Raw genomic sequence first — 22,292 nt, 5'->3', positions numbered from 1 at the left:
TAGATGACGGCGTTTGGATTAGGCCCGGTGCCTGGCACCGATATTGCTGTTGCTGCGGATATTATCGCCGGGGAGACCGGCGATAATTTGCACCTGCCGCAACTTCCCACCCGTGGTTTGGGATCCGATGCTATCGGGCGCACCGCGGGGCTTTTGGAAGCGGTGTCTGTCGATCGGGGCCCGCGCAGCTGGCGCTTGACCGACCGTCCACAGTTGGCATCACGTGCCATGTGGGATCGAATGGACCGTGACCTCGATATCTTGCAGGAGCTGTGGGGCGATGACCTCGACAATCTCAAGGTGCAAGTTATTGGCCCGTGGACCCTTGCTGCCTCACTGGAGCTTTCCAATGGTCACCGTGCGATAACTGATTCTGGTGCCCTGCGTGATCTCACCGCTGCTTTGCATGCCGGTTTGGATGAGCATATCCGGGATCTGAAAAACCGTTTCCACTGCGATATTGCCGTGCAGATTGATGAACCTCTCTACGGTGATGTCCTAGCAGGTCTCAAAGGCACCACGGATTTCGATCCCGTGCGCCCCGTTCCATCTGAAGTAGCAGCTGATGCCATAGAACAATTTGATGCGGACTTGCTGAACTTCACCGGGCAACACCCCAACTGGGAAGCAGCCCGCGTGGCAAAGACTGCCGTAATTGACGTCAACCTGTTAACGACTGACCAAGACGGCATCGGCGAGCACATTGAAGAAGGCCACCGCCTCGCTTTGGCGATCAATCCTTTCTTTGACGACGGCAGCCTGAAAGATTCACGCCAAGTCTCCATCAGCATTGCCAAAGCCTGGGACCGTATCGGTCACTCGCGTATCCGCCTGACCACTAATCTTGATATTGTCCCCGCCACCGCAGGTGAAAGCCTTAAAGACATGGCGGAGGCTTACCGCTTTGTAGCGGAGATCGCCGGCATCCTCGAACGTGACGCCGGCGATCTTTAAGCCTGCTTGATTTCGCTATTGCGCAATACGCGCCAAATAGCAACGCCCGCATAGGCCGCGGTAGTTACTGCTATTAGCCACCACATGAATATCGAGATCAGGACATTCCATTGCATGGTGTAGGCGATAAACACAATGATGGCCAGGGTAAAGACCAAGTGGCTTAAAACCTTGGCTGTGGACTTTGCGGGTTGCACAGGGCGAGTAAGCTTCCACATCTGGTAGATATTGTCGCCAACGATAAGCGCCAGTATTAGGTAGAGCACGTAGGGGATAAGCATTAGGAATTACCTCCTGGGCGGATAGCCACGGCGAGTTCTTCGACACCTTGCGGAGTGTTGCCGCTGGTAAAGAAGGCTTCATTCTTTTCTGGGTCCACAATTAGCATGGTGGAAAAGCCGTAGGTGCCACCGTTGTGCCAGTAGCCGCCGGAATCCTCGGGGAACCAACCGAATTCGAACTCGCTATTTTCCAGCAAGAAGCTGGCGTATTTGGACATGTCTGCCGCCGTGGAGCGAATTGAACCAGCAGGGGCGTAGCCGTCCATACCCCAAGGCGCAGTCTCTTTTCCATTAGCTGCCAACCCACGTGGTGCATCCGCAGCAATATTGGTTTCGCCACCCACGTAGGTGTCGTTCATTTCTGCGGGGTCGAGGATATTATCCTCGACCAAGACCGCGTAGTCGGCATTGGCGTTGACCGCTAGTAACTGTCCGAGTAGTGCGACGCCAAAATTGGAATAGTTCTCCTCACCTCGACCACTCAAACTCGCTGTCCGAGCAGCATCGAAGATATCTTCTTGAGTAATGCCGAGGTAAGGGTTTGCCGCAAAAAGATTCCCGAAAATCTTAAAATTATCCTTGTCCAAGCGCGGAAGACCGGAAGTATGCTCAGCCAATTCCAGCATGGTGACATCCGCGACTTCACTGCCTTCGACATCAATGATGTCTCCAACCGTGGTGTCTAATTTGATGTCTCCGCTTTCGACTTGCTGGCGTAAAAGTTCAGTGGTGAAAGTCTTGGTCACAGAGCCAACTTCTACTTCAGTGTTTTCATCGGCACCGACACCTGCGAAGGTTGTTTCGCCATTGTGGAAAGTAAAGGCAGTGATCTGGTTTTGGGCTTTGCCTGCGTTTTCTCGCAGCTTGTGTGCTAATTCCTCATCGCCCGTGTTGTTCTTTGCCAACGCGATGCGCTGTGGACCTACGATCAAAAGTCCGATGAGTACGACGACGGTTGCCAGGATGCCGAAAAGAACCGATCTTTTCATGGCGCTTACCCCTTTGCTTGAGCTAGTGGTCCTCACCAGCTGAAATGATGGTCAGCAGCGGAATTACCCGCGCTGGCGCAATCTCATAAGTCCCGCTGCCGGATTTTTTAATCCAACCAGCATGAGAAAGCGCAGATAGATGGTGATATGCCGTCGACGTGGATGTGACTATCTCTTCACCGACAAGCTCTGCGACCTGAGCCGGAGCTTGCAGTAATCGGCGCAAAATCTCCCCGCGTACCGGATGTGCCAGTGCGGAAAGGCGTTCAAAGCTTTCACTCCACATTGAAGGTTCAGTAAGCGTTGAGATGGGACGTTGCCACTGGTAGCTATAGCTGCCACCGGCTGCGTCGATATCGCCGCCGAAAATAACTGAGCCCTCAGGAATCTGGTCACGTTGAGCATGAAGAGCATCCACAACCCAAAACCCTTGTGCCGCAGAAGATTCTGCAGCGGCGTTCTCAAGCGCCTCAACACGATCTTCCAGCGCCGCCAAGCGCTCTTCGGCGCTGGCGGGCTGCGTGGCGTTCCTCGTGTTGCGTTGCGGTTCTGGGATCGAAGACATAAACCCATCTTCCATCATTGCGGGAATGATTTCAACATTCAGGAAATAATTCCCTTAATTTACAAAGGCGTTGAAATTTTTGGAATAGGTGGAGAGGCAGCGCTCACTATCTAAGTATTTAGCCCTGCAGCGGCCAGGACATGTTGAAGTCGGAGACATCGCGCCCGATACCTTCGAAGTATTTCTTCTGATCAACAGCTAGGTCGTAGAAATTAACCGCTTGAAACTCCATGAGCTCATCAGAGTCCATGTCTTTAAGCTCAGGCCAACGTTGGTTGACTTGTTTCCACGCAATGCGCGCGGCAGCCAAAGCATCGGCGGTTGCTTCGTGGGCATTATCTAAAGTGACCTTGTACTCGCGGCACAAGTCGCCCAAGGTGCGCTTGCCCTTGCGGTAGCGGTCTTTAACACGGTCGATGAGATAAGGGTCAAAGACCGGGCCTGTGACTGTGAAGTCGCCAGTGAGGTTGCGCAGCACGGATAGGTCATAAGGCGCGTTGTAGACAATGAGGGTAAAGCCTTCGTCCCACGCAGTTTTAATGGCATTGACGGTCTCATGCAGGACTTCATCGTGCGGGCGGCCTTCTGCACGAGCCTTTTCCGTGGTGATGCCGTGAATCTTGGCTGCTGCTTCGGGGATTTCTACGCCCGGGTCGGCGAGGGTTTCTTTCTTCACTACATCACGGCCGGCGATGCGAATGACCGCAGAGGTAACGATTTTGGCTTCGCGAGTATTGACGGAGGTGGTTTCAAGGTCGAAGGAAAGCATCTTGGAGGCGTCGAAGTTCATGGCCTTTACTTTATAGGCAGGGGCAGACATTGGCGCCGAGTGGGGGAATATCCCGGTTGCAACCTCGATCCCACTAGAATTGGAAAGCGTGACTGCTACTGATTCATTTGACCAGCTAACCCCGGAAGAAGCACAGAAGCGTTGGGCCGAGCTTGCCCAAGAAGTGCGACGCCACCGTGAGCTTTACTACAACGAGCAGCCATCGATCCCCGATGCTGATTTTGATGCCCTATTTCAAGAGCTTGTGGCGCTGGAATCCGCGCATCCGCAATTGGTGGTTCCAGAATCGCCCACCCAAGAGGTAGGTTCAGCACCGGCGGCTGATTCAGCATTCGCAGATATTGAGCACCTTGAGCGAATGATGAGCTTGGACAACGTTTTCAATGCTTCCGAGCTACAAGACTGGCTAGACCGTACTCCGGCCAAGGCTTATTTAGCAGAGCTGAAAATCGACGGTGCATCAATCGACTTGGTCTACCGGGACGGCAAGCTTACTACCGCGGCAACGCGTGGCGATGGCCGCGTCGGCGAAGATATCACCGCAAATGCGAAGGTAATTGAATCCATTCCACACGAGCTTCAGGGAACGGATGAATACCCGGTGCCTGCCTTGGTGGAAATCCGCGGAGAGATTTACATGCGCCCAGAAGACTTCGACACCCTCAACGAGGAACGCACTGCTGACGGTAAGCAGGCTTTTGCCAATCCTCGAAACTCAGCAGCCGGTGGTTTGCGTATGAAAAACCCTGAAGAGGTGAAAAAGCGTCGCTTGCGCTTAGTCGCACACGGCATTGGTGCCCGCGATGGGTTTACTCCGCAAAGCCAGCACGATGCCTATGCCGCGATCGCTGCTTGGGGCTTGCCGGTTTCGCCTTACACCGAGCGCGTGACAACGTCCAAGGAAGTCCAAGACAAGGTCAAGTATTGGGCGGACCACCGCCATGACGCTGAATTTGAGATGGATGGCGTGGTCATCAAGGTCGATGACCTGGCAACCCAGCGCAGCTTTGGCGCGACTTCTCGTGCGCCTCGATGGGCAATTGCTTATAAGTATCCACCAGAGGAAGTGACCACCAAGCTGTTGAATATTGAAGTCGGCGTGGGACGTACTGGACGCGTTACTCCTTATGCGGTGATGAACCCTGTTTTCGTATCAGGCTCCACGGTTTCGATGGCAACTTTGCACAACCAATCTGAGGTCAAGCGCAAGGGCGTGTTGATTGGCGATACCGTCATCATCCGTAAAGCCGGCGAAATCATTCCAGAGGTGCTGGGCCCAGTACTGGAAAAGCGTGACGGCAGTGAGGTCGAGTGGACTTTCCCTGAAGACTGTCCATCTTGTGGCACAAAACTTGCGCCGCAAAAAGAAGGCGATGCCGACTGGCGATGCCCCAACACCCGTACCTGCCCAGCGCAGCTATCGGCGCGTCTGGAATACCTTGCCGGGCGAGGTGCCTTCGACATTGAGGCACTAGGGGAGAAGGGCGCTATCGATCTCATTGAACGTGGTGTTCTAGAAGATGAGTCAGAACTCTTTGACCTGACGGAAGAGCTATTAAAGAAGTCTGATGTCTACACCACCAAGGCTGGCAATGTGAATGCTTCGGGCAAGAAACTTCTCAGCAACCTAGAAACTGCGCGCCACACAGATTTGTGGCGCGTGCTGGTGGCGTTGTCTATCCGCCATGTCGGCCCAACAGCTGCGCGTGCGATCGCTTCACGCTACGGCTCTTTAGACGCCGCGCGCGACGCTGATGTAGAAGATATCGCGCAAACAGATGGCGTGGGACACATTATTGCCGAAAGCTTCAAAGAGTGGTTTGAGGTGGATTGGCACCGCACCATCGTTGAGAAGTGGTCTGCCGCTGGGGTCACCATGGCTATCGATGAATCCGATAAGCCAGAACAGACTTTGGAAGGATTGACCATCGTGGTCACGGGCACCTTGGAAAACTTCTCCCGCGATAGCGCCAAAGAAGCAATTATTTCGCGCGGTGGCAAAGCATCCGGCTCAGTATCGAAGAAGACTGACTTCGTGGTGGCAGGAGAAAACGCTGGCTCGAAGGAAACTAAAGCCCGCGACCTAGGCGTGACCATTCTTAATGAAGCAGGCTTTGAAACTCTGCTGGCTACCGGCGCTGTCCCGGAAGAAGGCTAGTATCTGTAGTCGTATCACCAATGAAACAGAATTGGGGTCTAGGCGGCAATAAATGCCAACTAGACCCCATCTCTTGGGACGTATTAAGGCTTCGAAGTGCTGACAACCCGGGGATGCGCCTGAAAATTGGCAACCGCGATAAGGCCACAGACTAAGAAGAGCACTGGGAATAACATCGCGGCGCCCATTGTGCTATGGAGAGAGAAATGCTGACCGGCAATCTGCATCACTGCGCCAAGGCTGGCTGCGCCTAATACCGCGCCCACTTGGCGGGCGGTGTTATACACACCAGATGCAGCGCCAACGAGGTGCGGCGGCAGATCACGCATTGAAATCGTAGAATTCGGCGACCAACATAAACCATTAGCTGCACCCAATAAGATAATCGGCACCAGCATCCAAGCGGCGGGAACTTCTAAGAACATGAAGATTCCAAAAAGCACCATGGATGAAATCAACGAAGAAAAACCGAGGATGGATACGCCACCTGGGCTGACCCGGTCAGTAATGCGGCCAATCACTGGGGCGATGAACATGGAGATTACTGCCATCGGAACCAGCAATAGACCCGCGGATTGCGACGTTAGGCCAGCGCTTTCTTGCAGGTACAACATGATGGGCAAGTTCACGGCATAAACCGTAAACCCGAGCATCGCGACAGCGAAAAGGCCTAAAGAGAAATTGCGGTGCTGGAACAAATCCAGGGGGACAAGCGCCTCGGCGCCGCGCCGGGAAGCGGTCTTTTGTAAACGGACAAACACCACCGCGGCCACGAGCCCTAAGACCAGCAGTGCCCACAGCCACAGCGGCCAGCCCAAATCGGGACCCTGCTGTACGGAGAAAACCACAGCGAGCACGGCGATTAGAGAAACCAGAGCGCTTAGGAAATCGATGCGGCCGCTCATCGTTGGCAGCTTCGGCACCCACAGTGCAACCAACGTCAGGCACACCAGTCCTAGTGGCAAGTAGAGGAAGAATGTCCAGCGCCAGCCGACGAAACCTACCAACACGCCACCGACGACGGGACCGAAAAGTCCAGCAGAACCGGCGACAGCGCTCCACACGCCCATGGCAGAACCGCGGCGCTCACGTGGGAAGATTTTGTTGATTACGCTCAGCGGTTGCGGGTTGGCCAGGGATGCGCCGAGGCCTTGTACAGCACGCAAAGCGATAAGCATTTCAATCGTTGGAGCAAAAGCACAGGCAACTGCGCCTAAAGTAAACAGGCTAATGCCTGCGAGGTACACATTGCGTTGACCGAAGCGGTCGCCCAGGCGACCGGCGATAAGCAGTGGCACTGCGAAAGTCAGGAGATAGACCGCAGATACCCACACTGCTTGGTTAATGCTGGCTCCCAAGTCTTCGCGGATGCGGGGGAGTGCAACGGCCACCAGGGTCTGGTCCATCATGGTGATAAATAACCCGGTGCACAGCGCGGCTAAAGCGCGCCAGGATTGTTGCGGAGAAATTTCTGGGGACTTCTGCATTACAGAAGCAGATTGAGAAAGGCGGGAACGCACTAGAACCTTTTTCTATTTATAACAAAAGAGGAGAAAATTCGGCCAAATTATAGCCTAAGCGTTCTAGTCTAAACCAGGATGTACGTTGGGGCAGAAAATGCGCTATCTACGCCCGCAGCAAAACACCGACCGACCTGGCCAGTGAGCTGCAACAACTTACTGGCGGCAAGATGGGCCGGTGAAAATTAACAGGCGGCTATTTGTTTAAAAATGCGCCCAAGATGGTGCCGAGGTTTCCTAAATGCTCAACCTCAGAAGCCAAGAAGTCTGGTCCGCCAACGCGGCCGATGATAAGCACTAAACCGGTAGAACCGATGGGCGTTGCCGCAAGGGATGAGTCCAACAGCGCCCAAGAAGTTGGGATCCAATCCTCTGTGTCAGGATTGAGGTGGCGCGCGGTATCAACTTCCAAGTCGGAGGGGACAGTGCCATCATCTTCGGGAGCAGCAGAAGAACCCGCGACACGTTTGATCGTTCCTGAAGTATCAGCAACAATTGCCCAGCTAGAAGTCAGTGCCTGCGGCATAGCCTGGACGAGCTGTTCCATGGCGGCTTGAATATTGTGCGTCTTTTTTGCGATAGAGGACAGCAAGTTAATCTGCCCGCGCCGATCCACACGCCCGGAGAATGGGCGGATGGAATCTACTTCGGCACCTTTCACGGTGCTGGCTGCAGTAATAAGTGTATCAGCCAAGGTGCCAACGGGTAGTTCGACCACGATGTCATCGGTTACCGTTCCATCAGAGGCCGTATCTACAATATCGACGGATTTAATATTGCCGTCGACGGCGCCGATAGCTTCGGCTAATTCACCAAGGCTGCCGGGAGTATCGGGAAGTTGGACACGGATTAAAAAAGACATTGGTTGATGAAAGGCTTTCTCTAAATAAACTAAACCAAAGGCAAGGCTATTGTGTTCCATGCTACAACCTCCACCTTCACTTTTGCACCTAAAGGTGGCATTAAATAAGGGCACGGGGGATAGTTATCTCGAAACAGGCTGTGCAGTAGCATGGGTAGGCAGAAAAATAATTAACGTTGTGGAAAAGGATGGGTAGCGCGTGTCTGAGATTTCGCGGGAACAAATCAGCCATCTCGCCAAGCTGTCACGTTTGGCTTTGAGCGAAGAAGAACTTGACCAGTTTGCCAGCCAAATCGATGAGATTGTGGATGCAGTTTCGGCTGTGGGCAAGGTCAATGCCGAAGGGGTGGAGCCGATGAGCCACCCGCATTCGATTACCACTTCGATGCGTGAAGATGTCATTGTGCGTACCTTGAACGCGGAGCAGGCACTGGATCAGGCGCCAGCGGTTGAAGATGATCGTTTTGTAGTTCCTCAGATTTTGGGAGGCGAATAAATGTCCTACGTAGTTCCTGCTGAGGGGCTTACATCGTTAAGCGCTGCTGAACTAGCGGAAAAAATCCACTCCCGTGAGGTTACCTCCCGCGAGGTTGTGCAAGCGCATCTCGATCGCATCGCTGAGACCAACGATGCTTTGAACTCGTTCCTGCACGTTGGTGCAGAAGAAGCTTTGGCTACTGCCGATGCTGTTGATAAAGCACTGGATGCGGGCGAGAAGCCAGCATCGGCGTTGGCTGGTGTGCCTTTGGCATTGAAGGACTTGCTGACGACGACGGACGCGCCAACTACGGCAGCGTCCAAGATGTTGGAAGGCTGGATTTCGCCTTACGATGCCACGGTGACCAAGAAACTGCGCGACGCCGGCATTCCGATCTTGGGCAAGACCAACTTGGATGAATTTGCCATGGGTTCTTCGAATGAGAACTCTGCCTACGGTCCCGTGCACAATCCACACGATCTGGAGCGCACCCCAGGTGGTTCCGGTGGCGGTACTTCTGCTGCCTTGGCTTCGGGCCAGGCACCTTTGGGTATCGGTACCGATACCGGCGGTTCGATCCGCCAGCCAGCAGCACTGACCAACACCGTTGGCGTGAAGCCAACCTATGGCACGGTGTCGCGCTATGGACTTATCGCAGCTGCTTCTTCTTTGGACCAGGCCGGTCCAACCGCGCGTACTGTCCTCGATACCGCGCTACTGCATGAGGTTATCGCAGGGCACGACGAATTCGATGCGACTTCTGTGAACCGTCCAGTGGCAGATGTTGTTGCTGCTGCGCGCGAAGGCGCAAAGGGTGACTTGTCGGGCGTTAAGGTTGGCCTGATTAAGCAATTTGAGCGCGATGGCTGGCAGCCAGGCGTGATGGAAGCGTACCGCGCAGCTGTTGACCAGCTGGTGGCGCAAGGCGCTGAGACCGTTGAAGTCGACTGCCCGCACTTTGATGATGCCCTTGCTGCGTACTATTTGATTATGCCGTGTGAGGTGTCTTCGAACCTCGCGCGTTTCGACGGCATGCGCTACGGCCTGCGCTCTGGTGATGACGGCGCGCACTCTGCTGATGATGTTATGAGCATCTCCCGTGCTGAAGGCTTTGGCCCCGAGGTCAAGCGCCGCATCATGCTGGGTACCTACGCTTTGTCGGTGGGCTACTACGATGCCTACTACTTGCAGGCGCAGCGTGTACGCACCTTGATTGCGCAGGACTTCGAGCGCGCATTCGAGCAGGTTGATGTGCTGGTTTCCCCAACCACGCCAACCACTGCCTTTAAGCTCGGTGAAAAGACTGAGGATCCAATGGAGATGTACAACTTCGACTTGTGCACCTTGCCATTGAACCTTGCTGGTCTGTGCGGCATGTCTGTACCGTCCGGAATGGCTTCCGATACTGGCCTGCCAACCGGTTTGCAGATCATGGCACCTGCGTTCCAGGATGACCGCCTGTATAAGGTCGGCGCAGCTTATGAGGCTGGCCGCAACAAGTAAACACTCGTTTCACCCCTAGACCCGTTGGTCCAAGCGCCCGTAATGGCGCTGTGGCCAGCGGGTTTAGTTTTGTGTCATGAAGGTCTCAACAACTCGTCGGCTGTTAGTGTGTTAGCCTTGCCTAAGTGTGCGGCGTGTAGATTTCCGCCGGTACGAAGCAAGCCCAGAATTATTTAAGGACAGTGATCACTATGGCTGACCAAGCTAATAAAGCACCCAAGCGCAAGGCACGGAAGGCACACGAGGCAACCGTTACTGGTCGCCGTCAGCTTTCTCGAGACCTGGTTCGTCTCAGCTTGAATTCTCCAGACTTTGTGGGCCAGGAATTAGAATTTACCGACCACTACATCAAGCTGCTGTTTGTTCCAGAGGGAGCGGATTACGCATGGCCTTTCGATGCAGCACAGGTCCGCGAGGAACAGCCACGGGATAAGCAGCCCATCACCCGTACCTACACTATCTTTAACCTCAACTCCGAGACCGGCGACTTCGAGGCAGACTTTGTCACCCACGGTGATTCCGGTCTGGCAGGCCCATGGGGCCGCGATGTGGAAGTAGGAGCGAAGATCGGCTTCTTCGGCCCAGGCGGCAAGTGGGAGCCAGAAGCATCCTATGACCACTTCGTATTCGCCGGCGATGAGTCAGCTGCGCCAGCGATTAGCGCAGGTTTGGCCCGCTTGCCAGAAGGTGCCACCGCAACGGCCTATATCGAGATTGAATCCGAAGACCGCACCTTTGACATCCCAACGGGTGAAGGTATCGACATCCAGTGGGTCTACCGCAACGGCGCAACCCATGGCACGGAACTCTCCCGCATCGTCCGCGGTGCCGGTGTGCCAGAAGGTAAGAAAACCAGCTGGTTCGTGCACGGCGTTGCCGAAATGATTAAAGAGATGCGTCGCTTCCTCTTCGTCGAATCCGAAATCCCACGGGAAGACGTCTCCATCTCTGGTTACTGGCGCATCGGCATGACCGAAGACCAGTGGCAATCCTCCAAGCAGGAATTCAATGCGGAGATTGAGGCAGAAGAAGAGCGCCTCAGCACGCGTTAATTAACTGAAGTTAAATAACGCAGGAGCACCGCAGCAGAATATAGCCCGGATTCTCACTTGGGATTTTCACCTTGTGAGAATGCGGGCTCTTCGCCTTGACTCAGGCTTCAATAATTATTGAAGCCTACTTGCTGTCAGAAAGCAGGTAGGCCGCGCCTGCCGATGCTCCGGTGACCGCAAAGACCGCTGGCCACGGACCAATCTTTTTCGCCAGTGGGTGAGAAGCACCGAAACCGCCGATATACAGCGCGGTCAGGCCGACGGTGGTTGGAATATCAGTCTTAGCCAACCACGAACGCACAGCCCAGCCACCCGCAGCAGCGAGCACAACGCCTCCAAGCGGACGGATTCCAGATTCCCGGGCGGTGATGAAACCACCGAGCAGACCTGCGCTAACCACAGTCGCAGTCTTTACTTTCTTCGCATTTTTAATATCAATTGCAGACATGATTTTATGATAGCCGTTTTGCCATACAGTTCCGGTAGTAAATATCTGGATATATCTTGGCTCAGCGGGAATGTCTGCGCTGGGCAACTCGATTGCGGGCATCGTGCGGCCGTGGATCGTTTTAGAGCGCACCGGCGACCCCGCCGCCGCCGGCTTGGTCGCTGCAGCAGTGGCAGTGCCCTCAGTAATTTTCGCTTCCCTCGGCGGCTACCTCATCGATACCGTCGGCAGAAAACCCATATCGGTTATCTCCGATATCATCTCTGGAGCCTCTGTTGCAGGTGTGGTCCTCGTTGATCAGACCTTAGGGTTGACCATCGCCTGGTTCATCGCTTTAGGCATCATCGGTGGCGTGGGGGATATCCACGGCATGGCAGCGCGTCCCGCGTTGGTAGGCGATGTCTCGCAGGCCTCGGGCAAGACCGTGGACTATATCGCAGGTCTTAACCAGGCCATCTTAGGCGTGGCATTTTTGGTAGGCCCCGCTGTCGCGGCCGTCTTATTAGCCGCGCTCAATTCCAGCTTGGTACTCATCATCACCGCAGCTTGTTCCTTCCTCGCAGCATTGCTGACTACCTTCTTGCGTTTGGCCAAGCGCGAGCTTACGGAAGAAGAAAAGCAGGCCGCGGCAGCAGATAATGCCCTGAACCTGCAAGCACTCAAGAGCTGGGAAAGGTTATCAGTCCCGCACCCATTCGGATGCTTGGCTTTTTCTTTCTACGCCATCGGCATGATGATTTCCGGCGCAGGCATTGCCAAAGTCGGCACATCGCGTCGTCGCTTAGTGTGGGCCGTTGCCATTGGGGTTGAAGCCATAGGCTTTGCGATGATGCCCGCCCTCGGCGTGTCCTGGTTCGTCGTCATCGGCTGCGGAATCGCAGGTCTGGCCGGCGGCATGCTCTCACCTTTGCAGATGGTGCTGATTACCTTGTCGATCTACCAGCTGGCCGTCCTACTCGTTGCCGCCTACATGTTAGTCGCGGTGTGGGCGATGATCCGCGGGCTGAAGGTACTGCCGAGCTTTGTCGCATCAGAAGCCACGACGACGCCCGTCGACACCATATCGGGTCAGGGTTCGCCGGAAGGAGTAACATCCAGTTAGGATAGCCTGCGTGTCTACTACTAAACCTACCCCGATGCCCTCAGTGTCGAAGCCTCAAGCCTGGCGCGCTTTAGCTGCGCTGTGCCTGGGCTTTTTCATGGTGCTGATGGATCAAACCATCGTCGCGGTAGCAACGCCTGAAATTATGGCCAACTTCGATACGGAGTTTGACCAAGTTGTGTGGGTCACTTCCATCTACCTGTTGTGCATGGTTGTGCCGCTGCTATTTACCGGACGTTTGGGAGACCGCTTTGGCCAAGCGCGGATGTTCCAATTGGGCATTACTGTCTTTGTGATCGCAGCACTTGCTGCATCATTGGCGCCGAATCTCGGCGTGCTGCTGGTAGCCCGCGCGGTCCAAGGTTTAGGCGCAGCCATTCTGACCCCGCAAACCATGGCTGTTATCAACCGCATCTTCCCCCAAGACGCCCGCGGACCGGCACTTGGCGTATGGGGTGCTGTCGGATCCGTTGCCTCACTAGTAGGACCAGTACTCGGTGGAATTATCATCAGCACCTTTGGCTGGCGCGGCGTCTTTGTACTGCACCTGCCATTAGGCATTGCTGCATTGGTGCTGTCTGCTCTGTGGGTGCCGAGGCTGCCGACGTATGCACGGAGCATCGACAAGCTAAGCGTCGTGGTGACCTTGGTCGGTATGACCTCTGCGGTTATCGCCATTCAACAAGGCCCGGGCTTGGGCTGGCCGTGGTGGACTTTTGTCCTACTTATCGGCGGTATTGGTTTGATTGTCTGGTTCGTGCGGCTGCAAGCCACGGCGAGTAAACGCGGTACCGAACCGCTGGTGCCGCTGCCTTTGTTTAAAAACCGCAACTATTCGCTCGGTGCTTTTTCTATCTCGACCATGGGTTTTGCTGTGGCATCGCAGATGCTGCCGATCATGATGTGGTTTCAAACCGGCCGGGGCCTAACTTCCGCGGAAGCGGGCCTGATGATGGTGCCCATGGCTGTGGCCGCAGGTCTCGGCTCGCCGTTGGTGGGACCTTTGGCTGACCGGATTAAACCGCGGCTGCTGTCGGTGTTTGGCTTCGGCTCGGTCATTGCTGCGCTGCTGTGGATTGCCGGCATCATGTACACCGATGCTGCATTGTTCTGGTTCATTGGCGCCTCGGCGCTACTGGGTGTGGGCAATGCGTTTGTCTGGGCACCGAACTCGGTGACCGCCATGCGCACCGTTGACCTGCGCTATATGGGCGCGGCTTCGGGCGTCTACAACACCACCCGCCAAGTCGGCGCCGTGGTGGGTGCCGCTGCCGTAGGTGCAGCGATGCAGGTCGGCTCCGCCAGCCTCGGGCTGCACCAAGGCATGGCGATATCGCTCGTGCTGCCGGCAGCCGTGATGGTGGCCGGTCTTATTGCCGTGGCCTGTTTTGAAAATACTTTGACGCCTAAAGGGTAAATATCTCGGAGCTCGATTTCCCCTTTAGCACGTGCAGAAAAGCGCGGGGAAAGATTCCAAACTAGTGTGGTGGTTATGCGACTAGCCACATTGACTTCCGGCGGCGATTGCCCCGGCCTAAATGCCGTAATTCGCGCTATTGTGCGCACCGCGTCTAATGAGTTCGGCGACACCGTTGTAGGTTATGAAGACGGTTGGGTGGGGCTGATGGAAGACCGCCGCCGCGACCTATATGACGACGCCACCATCGACCGCATCCTATTGCGCGGCGGCACTATCTTAGGCACCGGCCGCTTGCACCCGGATAAATTCAAAGCCGGATTAGAAACCATCAAATCCAATCTGGAAGATGCCGGAGTCGACGCACTCATCGCCATTGGCGGCGAAGGCACACTCAAAGGCGCGAAGTGGCTCGCTGATAACGGCGTGCCCGTCATTGGTGTTCCCAAGACCATTGACAATGACGTCAACGCCACCGACTACACCTTCGGTTTTGATACCGCCGTCTCCGTTGCTACCGACGCCATTGACCGGCTGCACACCACGGCGGAATCCCACAACCGTATTCTGATTGTTGAAGTCATGGGCCGCCACGTTGGCTGGATTGCGCTGCATGCCGGCATGGCTGGCGGTGCGCACTACACCGTGATTCCCGAAGTGCCTTTCGATGTAGCTGATATTTGCAAGGCAATGGAACGCCGATTCCAAATGGGGGAGAAGTACGGCATCATCTGCGTTGCCGAAGGCGCTCTGCCCAAGGAAGGCACCATGAACTTCGGCGAAGGTGAAGAAGACGAATTCGGCCACAAAACGTTCAATGGCATCGGGCAAGTCATCGGCGACGAGATCAAAGCCCGCACTGGATACGACGTGCGCACCACGGTGCTTGGCCACATCCAGCGTGGCGGCACCCCAACCGCCTACGACCGAGTCCTAGCAACCCGCTACGGTGTTTCCGCCGCCCGCGCTGCCCACGAAGGCTTATCCAATAAGTGCGTTGCACTACGCGGCGAAGACATCAAACTTGTCGACCTGGCCGACGCCGTCGACGAACTAAAAACCGTGCCAATTCACCGCTACGAAAACGCCCAAGCGCTGTTTGGCTAAAGCGCGCAAGGCAAATAATTCATGCGGCTCCAATTAGGAACAGTGGACTGAAGGATTGTCTTGCAGTTGAGTTTCCTAAGGAAACGATGAAATAGAACAAGCAGCAGACATATGTGTTATAGGCGGCAGCACAGGAAATCGGCATGAGTAGATGTCATTTAAGCAAGCTTGTTGAGTGTGGTGACTTACCTTCTCATGCTGCGGGAGCATTACGGCTCATCGAAGTCAGCGACTTAAAGATCTTCGAGCACCGCCGAGAGATAGACCGTACTGAGCTTCGGGAGTGCTCCGCTCACCACGACGGGCATCAGCGAGTACCGTTGAGCGATAGATTATAGTCGCATAACTGGACTCCATCTCAGTAAAAGAGAGTGACCGGTGGCTTTGCCCGTGAAATTGCCCACCTAATGGGATAGTTGTCCCAAAGTGTGGATTACTATGAGGGGATGAATAATTCCCTTGATTCACAATCCGGTGGCGCAGGTGCTACCGGGCATTCGACTCCTGCACAATCTGACGTTGATAAAGCGGCGACCGCTCGAGAGGACCGCGCGGCGTTTATCGCGGCGCTTGGATTTCCAGTTCTGGTTATCATTGGTGGCCTATTAGGCTTTTTCTTCCCTGATGTTGCTACGGGCTTTGCACCGCAGGTAACCCCGCTGCTGGGCATCATCATGTTCGGCATGGGTTTGACGTTGCGGCCGGTGGACTTTGGGCTCATCGCTAAGCGGCCTTTGCCCGTTCTTATTGGTGTTGTCGCGCAGTTTGTCGTCATGCCGCTTATTGCGGTGCTGACCGTATGGATTTTGCAGCTGCCTGCGGAAATTGCAGTTGGTGTCATTTTGGTTGGTTGTGCACCAGGTGGCACATCCTCCAATGTGGTCAGCTACCTCGCGCGCGGCGACGTTGCTTTATCCGTAACTATGACTTCCGTATCTACACTACTGGCGCCGCTTTTGACCCCGATGCTCACCCTGTGGCTGGCGGGGCAGTACATGCCGCTCGATGCCGGTGCGATGGCGTGGGACATCGTCAAGGTTGTGCTCATCCCTGTGGTCGGCGGTCTGGTTGTACGCCTGCTATTGCCGAAGGTCGTGGCATTTATTACCCCGGCGTTGCCATGGATTTCTGTGATCGCAATTTCGTCGATTGTTGCCATTGTCGTTGGCGGCAACCGCGACAACATCGTCACCGCGGGCGGCGTCGTGCTGATTGCGGTCATTATCCATAACGGCCTGGGCTACGCGCTGGGCTACCTAACCGGTAAGTTCACCCGCCAGCCAGAAGCCGTCGCACGCACCATGGCGATTGAGGTCGGCATGCAAAACTCCGGCATGGCAACCACGTTGGCTTCGACCTACTTCAGCCCGCTTTCGGCGCTGCCGGGCGCGGTGTTCTCTGTCTGGCACAACCTCTCCGGAGCCGTGGTGGCGGCCATCTGCCGCTACGTTGATGGCCGTGCTGCAAATGCTGAGCAGACCGGGGAGGCTAAGTAGCCCCCTTTAAAAGCCTGTGAGGGCTGGGTGGTGTCTGACGCTTCAGGGTAGAAGTATTAAGATGGCACGCATGACTGCTGCGATGTATGACCTGATGGACTTTGATGAAGTCCTTGAAAAGTATGACCCAGTTATGGGCTTGGAAGTCCACGTCGAATTGGGCACGGACACCAAGATGTTTTCCACCTCGGCGACCAACTTTGATGCTCCTGCCAACTCCAACGTAGACCCTGTGTCCTTGGGTCTGCCAGGTGCTTTGCCAGTGGTTAACGCCAAGGGCGTGGAGTGGGCCATCAAGATTGGTTTGGCGCTGAATTGCTCCATTGCGGAATCGTCGCGCTTTGCCCGCAAGAACTACTTCTACCCGGATCAGCCAAAGAATTACCAGATCTCCCAGTATGATGAGCCAATTGCTTACGATGGCTACCTCGACGTCGTTCTGGAGGACGGCACCGAATGGCGCGTCGAGATTGAGCGCGCGCACATGGAAGAAGACACCGGCAAGCTGACCCACCTGGGCGGCACCTCGGGCCGTATTCACGGCGCAACCGCGTCATTGGTTGACTGCAACCGCGCTGGTATTCCTCTGATTGAGATTGTGACCAAGCCGATTGAAGGCGCCGGCGAGCGTGCGCCAGAGATTGCGCGTGCCTATGTCACCGCTTTGCGCGAGCTGGTCGCGGCACTCGGCGTTTCCGATGCCCGCATGGACCAGGGTTCTATGCGCGTGGACTCCAACTTGTCCCTGCGCCCGGTCGGCACCACCGAGTTTGGTACCCGCACCGAGACCAAGAATATCAACTCCTTGCGCTCTGTAGAGCAGGCAGTGCGCTTTGAGATGATGCGTCAGGCGCAGGTGCTTGACGATGGTGGCGTGATCGACCAAGAAACCCGTCACTACCAAGAGACCGATGGTTCTACATCCAAGGGTCGCCCGAAGGAAACCGCGGATGATTACCGCTACTTCAACGATCCAGACCTGCCGCCGGTTTTGGCACCACGCGAGTGGGTGGAAGAAATCCGCCAGACCTTGCCAGAGATGCCATGGATTCGCCGCGCGCGCATCCAGGAAGAGTGGGGCCTGAAGGACGCAGAGATGCGTGACCTGGTCAACGCCGGCGCACTGGATTTGATTATCGCGACGACTGAAGAGGGCACGACCCCTGATGAAGCTCGTTCCTGGTGGGTTTCTTACCTGTCCGCGAAGGCAAATGAGCAGGGTGTTGACTTGCCAGCTTTGAACATTACCCCGGCCCAGGTTGCCCGCGTGGCCGCTTTGGTCAAGGAAGGCAAGCTGACTAATAAGTTGGCACGCCAGGCTGTCGATGGCGTTCTCGCCGGCGAAGGCGATGTCGATGAGGTTGTGAAGGCACGCGGTCTGGAAGTCGTTCGCGATGACGCAGCGATTGAAAAGGCTGTCGATGACGCCTTGGCCGCAAACCCAGACATCGTGGAGAAGTACCGCGCTGGCAACAAGAAGGTCACCGGTGCTATCGTCGGTGCCGTCATGAAGGCTACCCAGGGCAAGGCTGACCCAGGTCAGGTCAACCAGCTGATTGCTAAAAAGCTTAGCTAATAAGTGATAAGCCTCGCTCGCAGCTCACCCGCACGTTAAGTGTTTGGATTCCCAAGCTCTTGACGTGCGGGTTTCGCGTTTTATGGGTCTAAAATGACGCGTGCGTGCGCTTTCGCATTGATTGATTCACAATTAGTCGGCCTGTGAGATAGCGCGTGGTAATCAAAACTATATAAAGCCAGGCAGGGGTATATTTCTGCATTGTTTTAACAATGAACAGCACCGCAGAAAATTAGCATCGGTGCAGGTCAGTGGTTAGCCTAGATAAATGGGTCTTTTAGAAACATAATCGGAATTGCCCTCGCATTCATTGGCCTCTTGGTGGGAGCAGGCTTTGCAACCGGACAAGAAGTGGTCCAGTACTTCACGGCGTTTGGTATCAACGGCGTGTGGGGAATGATTATCGCCGGTGTCATTATGACGCTTGCCGGCACCGTCTTTTTACAACTCGGTTCTTATTTCCACGCCTCGGAACATAACACGGTTTTCCGGAACGTATCGCACCCAGTGGTCTCGAAGATGCTCGATGTCGCTGTCACCTTCACGCTCTTTGCCGTCGGCTTTGTCATGTTTGCTGGCGCCGGCTCAAACATGGCGCAGCAATTTGGCTGGCCCACCTGGGTGGGCTCGACGCTTATGATGGTGCCCGTCAGAGCAACTGGCCTGTTGGATGTCGACAAGGTCTCCAACGTCATTGGCCTGTTGACCCCAACCATCATCATCGCCGTAGTCGTTGTGTTGGTCTACACCTTGATGAATATGCCAGCTGAACCAGCCGCCATGGTCGAGACCGCCTCGCACACTGATGCACCCATCGGCAACTGGCTTGTATCTGGCCTCAATTACAACGGTCTCGCCTTGATTTTGGCAGTATCTATGTCGTTGGTCATCGGCGGTGACCGCGTTAGCCCCCGCGAAGCCGGCTGGGGTGGCATCTTCGGCGGCTTTGTCTACGCGATTTTGCTCGGCATTGCTGGTTTTGTTTTGCTTATGGGCGCTGACAAGATTGTCGGCTCCGATGTTCCGATGCTTGTCCTCGTCAACGAAATGGGCGATACCGCAGGCACCTTGATGGCCGTGGTCATCTTCCTCATGATTTTCAACACCGCCATCGGCATGTTCTACGCGCTTGGCAAGCGCCTATCTGCGGGACGCGAAAACCGCACTTACCCAATCTTTGCCGCAGGTACCGTCGCGGGCTACGGCATGAGCTTTTTCGGTTTCAAGACGCTGATGAATTACGTCTACCCAATTCTGGGCTACCTAGGCATGTTCATGGTTATAGTTCTTGTCATCGCTTGGTTCCGTGGCCTTTCTAAGATTCGTGATGAATCCACCCGCCGCGAGCGCATCAAGTCCTTGCTGCGCCTTAAGCTGCATCCCGACGCACAATACGATGAAAAGCACGATGAAACCATCGGCCGCGAACTCGTAGAATCCAACTTGCACCACGAGGTACTCTTTGAAGACTTGATCGAGGAAGTCACTGAAGAGCTCGAATCCGATGATGAGGTCGAATTTGCAGTTGGTGAAGTGGAAGAAGAGACAACCGATGTGCAGTACTACATCGACAGCGACAACGAAGGCGACAGTGGTGAAGAAGCGGTGGCGATGCTAAGAAAGTAGCCGACTCCGCACACTAGCGAAAATAAGCCCTCCCGGGAGAAACCTCCCGCGGAGGGTATTTTTCTGTCTACTGTTCATCGGGGGTACAGCCGTGCGTTCTGTGAACGCAAACCCCTTATTGGCTGCGCTGGAAAGACTTCTTCAAAGTCACTCATCACCGCACAAATCCGCTTTTTAGCAGGGGTATTTTCGCGCACTATTCGGTGATGTGCGGCACAATATGGCAGGTAAGAGTGCTGGATGGAAAATCCGCCCTAGGTGGCGTGGAGCGATGTCACTTAGGGCTTAGCGCCATCTTATTTAAAAAGATTAGGAGCCTTACCCTCATGGGCACATCATCTTTGCTGGCGGTGGAAAAGCCACACTTGCCGCGCCCGACTTTCCGTGAGATCCTGCGCGATCTCGGACCTTATGAAATTGGGGACGGTCTAGTGGCCTTGATCTTCTCTGCCTCTGGTCCGATTGCGGTCATCCTCGCGGCAGCTGCGGCGGGCAATCTCAGCCCCGATCAAACCTCATCGTGGATCTTCGGTGCCTTTTTGGGCAACGGCATTCTTACGCTGCTGATGACTTATCTCTACCGCAGCCCGCAGGCGTATTTCTGGACCATTCCCGGCACGGTGCTCGCCGGCGATGCTTTGATGCATTTGAGCTTCGGCGAAGTTATCGGTGCCTATCTCGCCACCGGGCTTTTGGTATTTCTGCTCGGGTGGACAGGACTCATTGGAAAAATCATGGCGCTCCTGCCGCCGACAATTGTCATGGCGATGGTCGCGGGCATCTTCTTGCGTTTTGGCTTAGAACTAATCGACGCCGCCACCGGCTCCCCGCTGATTGCACTGCCGATGATTCTCATCTTCGTTGCGTTAAGCGTCGCCCCGCGCCTGGCCGCAGTTGCTCCACCAGTGGCTATCGCAGCAGTGATTGGCACAATCATCGCGATTGTCTCTGGGCAATTAGGCGGCGGAATCCTCGCCGACGGCATCATCGCTTCACCAGTGTTTACCGCGCCGGAATTCTCTCTTGCAGCTATGGCGGAGCTTGTTATCCCGCTAACCATTACCGTCGTTATCGTGCAAAATGGCCAAGGCATCGCAGTGCTCCAAGCGGCAGGGCATAAGCCCGGCGTCAATGTCGCTGCGGCAGTCAGCGGCCTAGTGTCGATGCCCATGGCACTGATTGGAAATATCTCTACCTGCTTGACCGGCCCGACAAATGCCTTGATCGTCTCCGGCCCGCACAAAGAACGGCACTATGCCGCAGCGATGGTCACCGCCGTCGGCGCGATTGCCGTGGGACTGTTCTCTCCAGTATTCGTGGGCTTCATGCTGGCCATGCCTGCGGCATTTATCGCAGCACTTGCAGGCATCGCGATGCTGACCCCGCTGAAGAATGCTTTCATCGCAGGATTTTCTGGCGCATATTCCACCGGCGCGCTGGTCTGCTTCCTAGTTACAGTCTCAGAGATTTCACTGCTGGGTATCTCTGCACCATTTTGGGGCATCGTCTTTGGCTGCCTCATTGCCTGGCTCATGGATGCCCGCGCGCAGAAAACCTCGGTGGTCGAAGATTCCCCAGCCGAAGAATCCACCGAGGAACTTCAACCTACAAAGTCCTAGGTCAACAGCAGCTTAATGGTCAGCAGCGCCATGATGCAGCCAATGCCGAAGTTGATGCCGCGCCATACCGCAGGGCGCGAAAGTACGTGCGAGAACTTCGCGGCAGCCAGACCAACGGTGGGAAACCACAGCATGCTCGCTGCAATGGCACCGGCAGCAAAGAACCATCGGCCGGTTTCGCCGTATTGGTTGGCAAGTCCGCCAATCATTACCAGCACATCGACATAAGCTGCCGGGTTCAGCCAGCAAATCGCCAAGGTCGCAAGAGCTGGCTTCACCCAGGTCGATTCGCGTACTTGCTGGCGCAGACGCGTGGTGCGCCGCCGGGTATCAATAGAAGAACCGCCCAAGTCGCCGCCATCGAATGCATCGATCTGCTGCGTCTTATTCGGCTCGATCTGCGCAGGGGAGAGAGTTTCAACCTTGTCGCGCAACGCATCGCGAAAGCACAGATAAGTAAAGTAAGCCAGATAAATCGCGCCCAGATACTTCAGCACCACCAGTGCGGTCGGGAAAGTCTCCACCAGATAGCCCACACCCGCGGTGCCACCGCTAATCAAAATGATGTCGGACACCGCGCAAATCGCAATGACTACCCACACGTGCTCGCGTTTAATGCCCTGTTTGATCAGCAGAGCATTTTGCGGGCCAATCGCTACGATAAGTGAGAGCCCTAGTGCGAAACCGGCGAGAAGGATAGACAGCGTTGACATATCTCTACTGTGCAGTCGCTTGTCGATGAAGTCCAG

Annotated in this window: 20 protein-coding genes; 12 read left to right on the top strand and 8 right to left on the bottom strand. The window is 55.3% G+C overall.

Going from position 1 to position 22,292, the window contains the following annotated elements:
* Positions 1–3: 3 nt before the first annotated feature.
* Positions 4–954, top strand: coding sequence for a uroporphyrinogen decarboxylase/cobalamine-independent methonine synthase family protein (locus tag CSTAT_RS07730; RefSeq protein ID WP_075723009.1), 951 nt, complete (start codon positions 4–6; stop codon positions 952–954).
* Here CSTAT_RS07730 and CSTAT_RS07725 read toward each other — a convergent pair.
* From CSTAT_RS07725 to CSTAT_RS07710, 4 genes are all read right to left on the bottom strand, one after another.
* Positions 951–1,235, bottom strand: coding sequence for a hypothetical protein (locus tag CSTAT_RS07725; RefSeq protein WP_066794625.1), 285 nt, complete (start codon positions 1,233–1,235; stop codon positions 951–953). The genes CSTAT_RS07730 and CSTAT_RS07725 overlap by 4 nt on opposite strands.
* A complete protein-coding gene (locus tag CSTAT_RS07720; protein WP_075723008.1) occupies positions 1,235–2,224 on the bottom strand; it encodes a serine hydrolase domain-containing protein in 990 nt (329 codons plus the stop codon). Before CSTAT_RS07720 ends, CSTAT_RS07725 begins: the two co-directional genes overlap by 1 nt.
* A 22-nt stretch (positions 2,225–2,246) precedes the next feature.
* Positions 2,247–2,789, bottom strand: coding sequence for an ArsR/SmtB family transcription factor (locus CSTAT_RS07715; RefSeq protein WP_075723857.1), 543 nt, complete (start codon positions 2,787–2,789; stop codon positions 2,247–2,249).
* 118 nt (positions 2,790–2,907) lie between these two features.
* Positions 2,908–3,579, bottom strand: coding sequence for a 3'-5' exonuclease (locus tag CSTAT_RS07710; RefSeq protein WP_075723007.1), 672 nt, complete (start codon positions 3,577–3,579; stop codon positions 2,908–2,910).
* A gap of 88 nt (positions 3,580–3,667) precedes the next feature.
* Between CSTAT_RS07710 and ligA the strand changes: the two genes are divergently transcribed.
* Positions 3,668–5,737 carry an NAD-dependent DNA ligase LigA gene (gene ligA / locus CSTAT_RS07705; protein ID WP_075723006.1) on the top strand — a complete coding sequence of 690 codons (2,070 nt, stop codon included), beginning with the start codon at positions 3,668–3,670 and terminating at the stop codon, positions 5,735–5,737.
* An 83-nt stretch (positions 5,738–5,820) separates the two neighbouring features.
* Here the strand turns inward: ligA and CSTAT_RS07700 are convergent, their stop codons facing one another.
* Entirely contained in the window at positions 5,821–7,224 is a 1,404-nt protein-coding gene (locus CSTAT_RS07700) for a DHA2 family efflux MFS transporter permease subunit (protein ID WP_075723856.1), read from the bottom strand.
* Between the two features lie 229 nt (positions 7,225–7,453).
* Positions 7,454–8,119: an ACT domain-containing protein gene (locus tag CSTAT_RS07695; protein WP_075723855.1), complete on the bottom strand. Its 666-nt coding sequence runs from the start codon at positions 8,117–8,119 to the stop codon at positions 7,454–7,456.
* Between the two features lie 199 nt (positions 8,120–8,318).
* Between CSTAT_RS07695 and gatC the strand changes: the two genes are divergently transcribed.
* From gatC to CSTAT_RS07680, 3 genes are all read left to right on the top strand, one after another.
* Complete coding sequence (gene gatC, locus CSTAT_RS07690) at positions 8,319–8,615, top strand: Asp-tRNA(Asn)/Glu-tRNA(Gln) amidotransferase subunit GatC (RefSeq protein WP_066794617.1); 297 nt, start codon at positions 8,319–8,321, stop codon at positions 8,613–8,615.
* Complete coding sequence (gene gatA, locus CSTAT_RS07685) at positions 8,616–10,100, top strand: Asp-tRNA(Asn)/Glu-tRNA(Gln) amidotransferase subunit GatA (RefSeq protein ID WP_075723005.1); 1,485 nt, start codon at positions 8,616–8,618, stop codon at positions 10,098–10,100.
* Positions 10,101–10,291: 191 nt separating this feature from the next.
* Positions 10,292–11,152 carry a siderophore-interacting protein gene (locus tag CSTAT_RS07680; RefSeq protein ID WP_075723004.1) on the top strand — a complete coding sequence of 287 codons (861 nt, stop codon included), beginning with the start codon at positions 10,292–10,294 and terminating at the stop codon, positions 11,150–11,152.
* A 124-nt stretch (positions 11,153–11,276) separates the two neighbouring features.
* Here CSTAT_RS07680 and CSTAT_RS07675 read toward each other — a convergent pair whose 3' ends face one another.
* Entirely contained in the window at positions 11,277–11,600 is a 324-nt protein-coding gene (locus CSTAT_RS07675; RefSeq protein ID WP_066837083.1) for a hypothetical protein, read from the bottom strand.
* 43 nt (positions 11,601–11,643) lie between these two features.
* On the opposite strand from CSTAT_RS07675, the gene CSTAT_RS07670 reads away from it, so the two are divergent.
* The 7 genes from CSTAT_RS07670 to CSTAT_RS07640 all read left to right on the top strand — a co-directional run bounded on the left by CSTAT_RS07670 (position 11,644) and on the right by CSTAT_RS07640 (position 21,543).
* Complete coding sequence (locus tag CSTAT_RS07670; RefSeq protein ID WP_336469900.1) at positions 11,644–12,702, top strand: MFS transporter; 1,059 nt, start codon at positions 11,644–11,646, stop codon at positions 12,700–12,702.
* 10 nt (positions 12,703–12,712) lie between these two features.
* Positions 12,713–14,119 carry a DHA2 family efflux MFS transporter permease subunit gene (locus CSTAT_RS07665; RefSeq protein ID WP_410110764.1) on the top strand — a complete coding sequence of 469 codons (1,407 nt, stop codon included), beginning with the start codon at positions 12,713–12,715 and terminating at the stop codon, positions 14,117–14,119.
* 75 nt (positions 14,120–14,194) lie between these two features.
* Positions 14,195–15,226: a 6-phosphofructokinase gene (locus tag CSTAT_RS07660; protein ID WP_066797674.1), complete on the top strand. Its 1,032-nt coding sequence runs from the start codon at positions 14,195–14,197 to the stop codon at positions 15,224–15,226.
* A gap of 446 nt (positions 15,227–15,672) precedes the next feature.
* Positions 15,673–16,722, top strand: a complete 1,050-nt coding sequence (locus CSTAT_RS07655) for a bile acid:sodium symporter family protein (RefSeq protein WP_082738155.1) — start codon at positions 15,673–15,675, stop codon at positions 16,720–16,722.
* Positions 16,723–16,792: 70 nt separating this feature from the next.
* Complete coding sequence (gatB, locus tag CSTAT_RS07650) at positions 16,793–18,298, top strand: Asp-tRNA(Asn)/Glu-tRNA(Gln) amidotransferase subunit GatB (RefSeq protein WP_075723854.1); 1,506 nt, start codon at positions 16,793–16,795, stop codon at positions 18,296–18,298.
* Between the two features lie 318 nt (positions 18,299–18,616).
* Complete coding sequence (locus CSTAT_RS07645) at positions 18,617–19,924, top strand: YkvI family membrane protein (protein WP_244892805.1); 1,308 nt, start codon at positions 18,617–18,619, stop codon at positions 19,922–19,924.
* A gap of 326 nt (positions 19,925–20,250) precedes the next feature.
* On the top strand, positions 20,251–21,543 hold the full coding sequence (locus CSTAT_RS07640) for a benzoate/H(+) symporter BenE family transporter (protein WP_083640764.1): 1,293 nt from the start codon (positions 20,251–20,253) through the stop codon (positions 21,541–21,543).
* Here CSTAT_RS07640 and CSTAT_RS07635 read toward each other — a convergent pair.
* Positions 21,540–22,247: a LysE/ArgO family amino acid transporter gene (locus tag CSTAT_RS07635; RefSeq protein ID WP_075723853.1), complete on the bottom strand. Its 708-nt coding sequence runs from the start codon at positions 22,245–22,247 to the stop codon at positions 21,540–21,542. The genes CSTAT_RS07640 and CSTAT_RS07635 overlap by 4 nt on opposite strands.
* Positions 22,248–22,292: the final 45 nt, after the last annotated feature.

It is taken from the genome of Corynebacterium stationis (assembly GCF_001941345.1).
Taxonomy (GTDB): domain Bacteria; phylum Actinomycetota; class Actinomycetes; order Mycobacteriales; family Mycobacteriaceae; genus Corynebacterium; species Corynebacterium stationis.
This window is presented reverse-complemented; position numbering and strand designations above follow the sequence as displayed.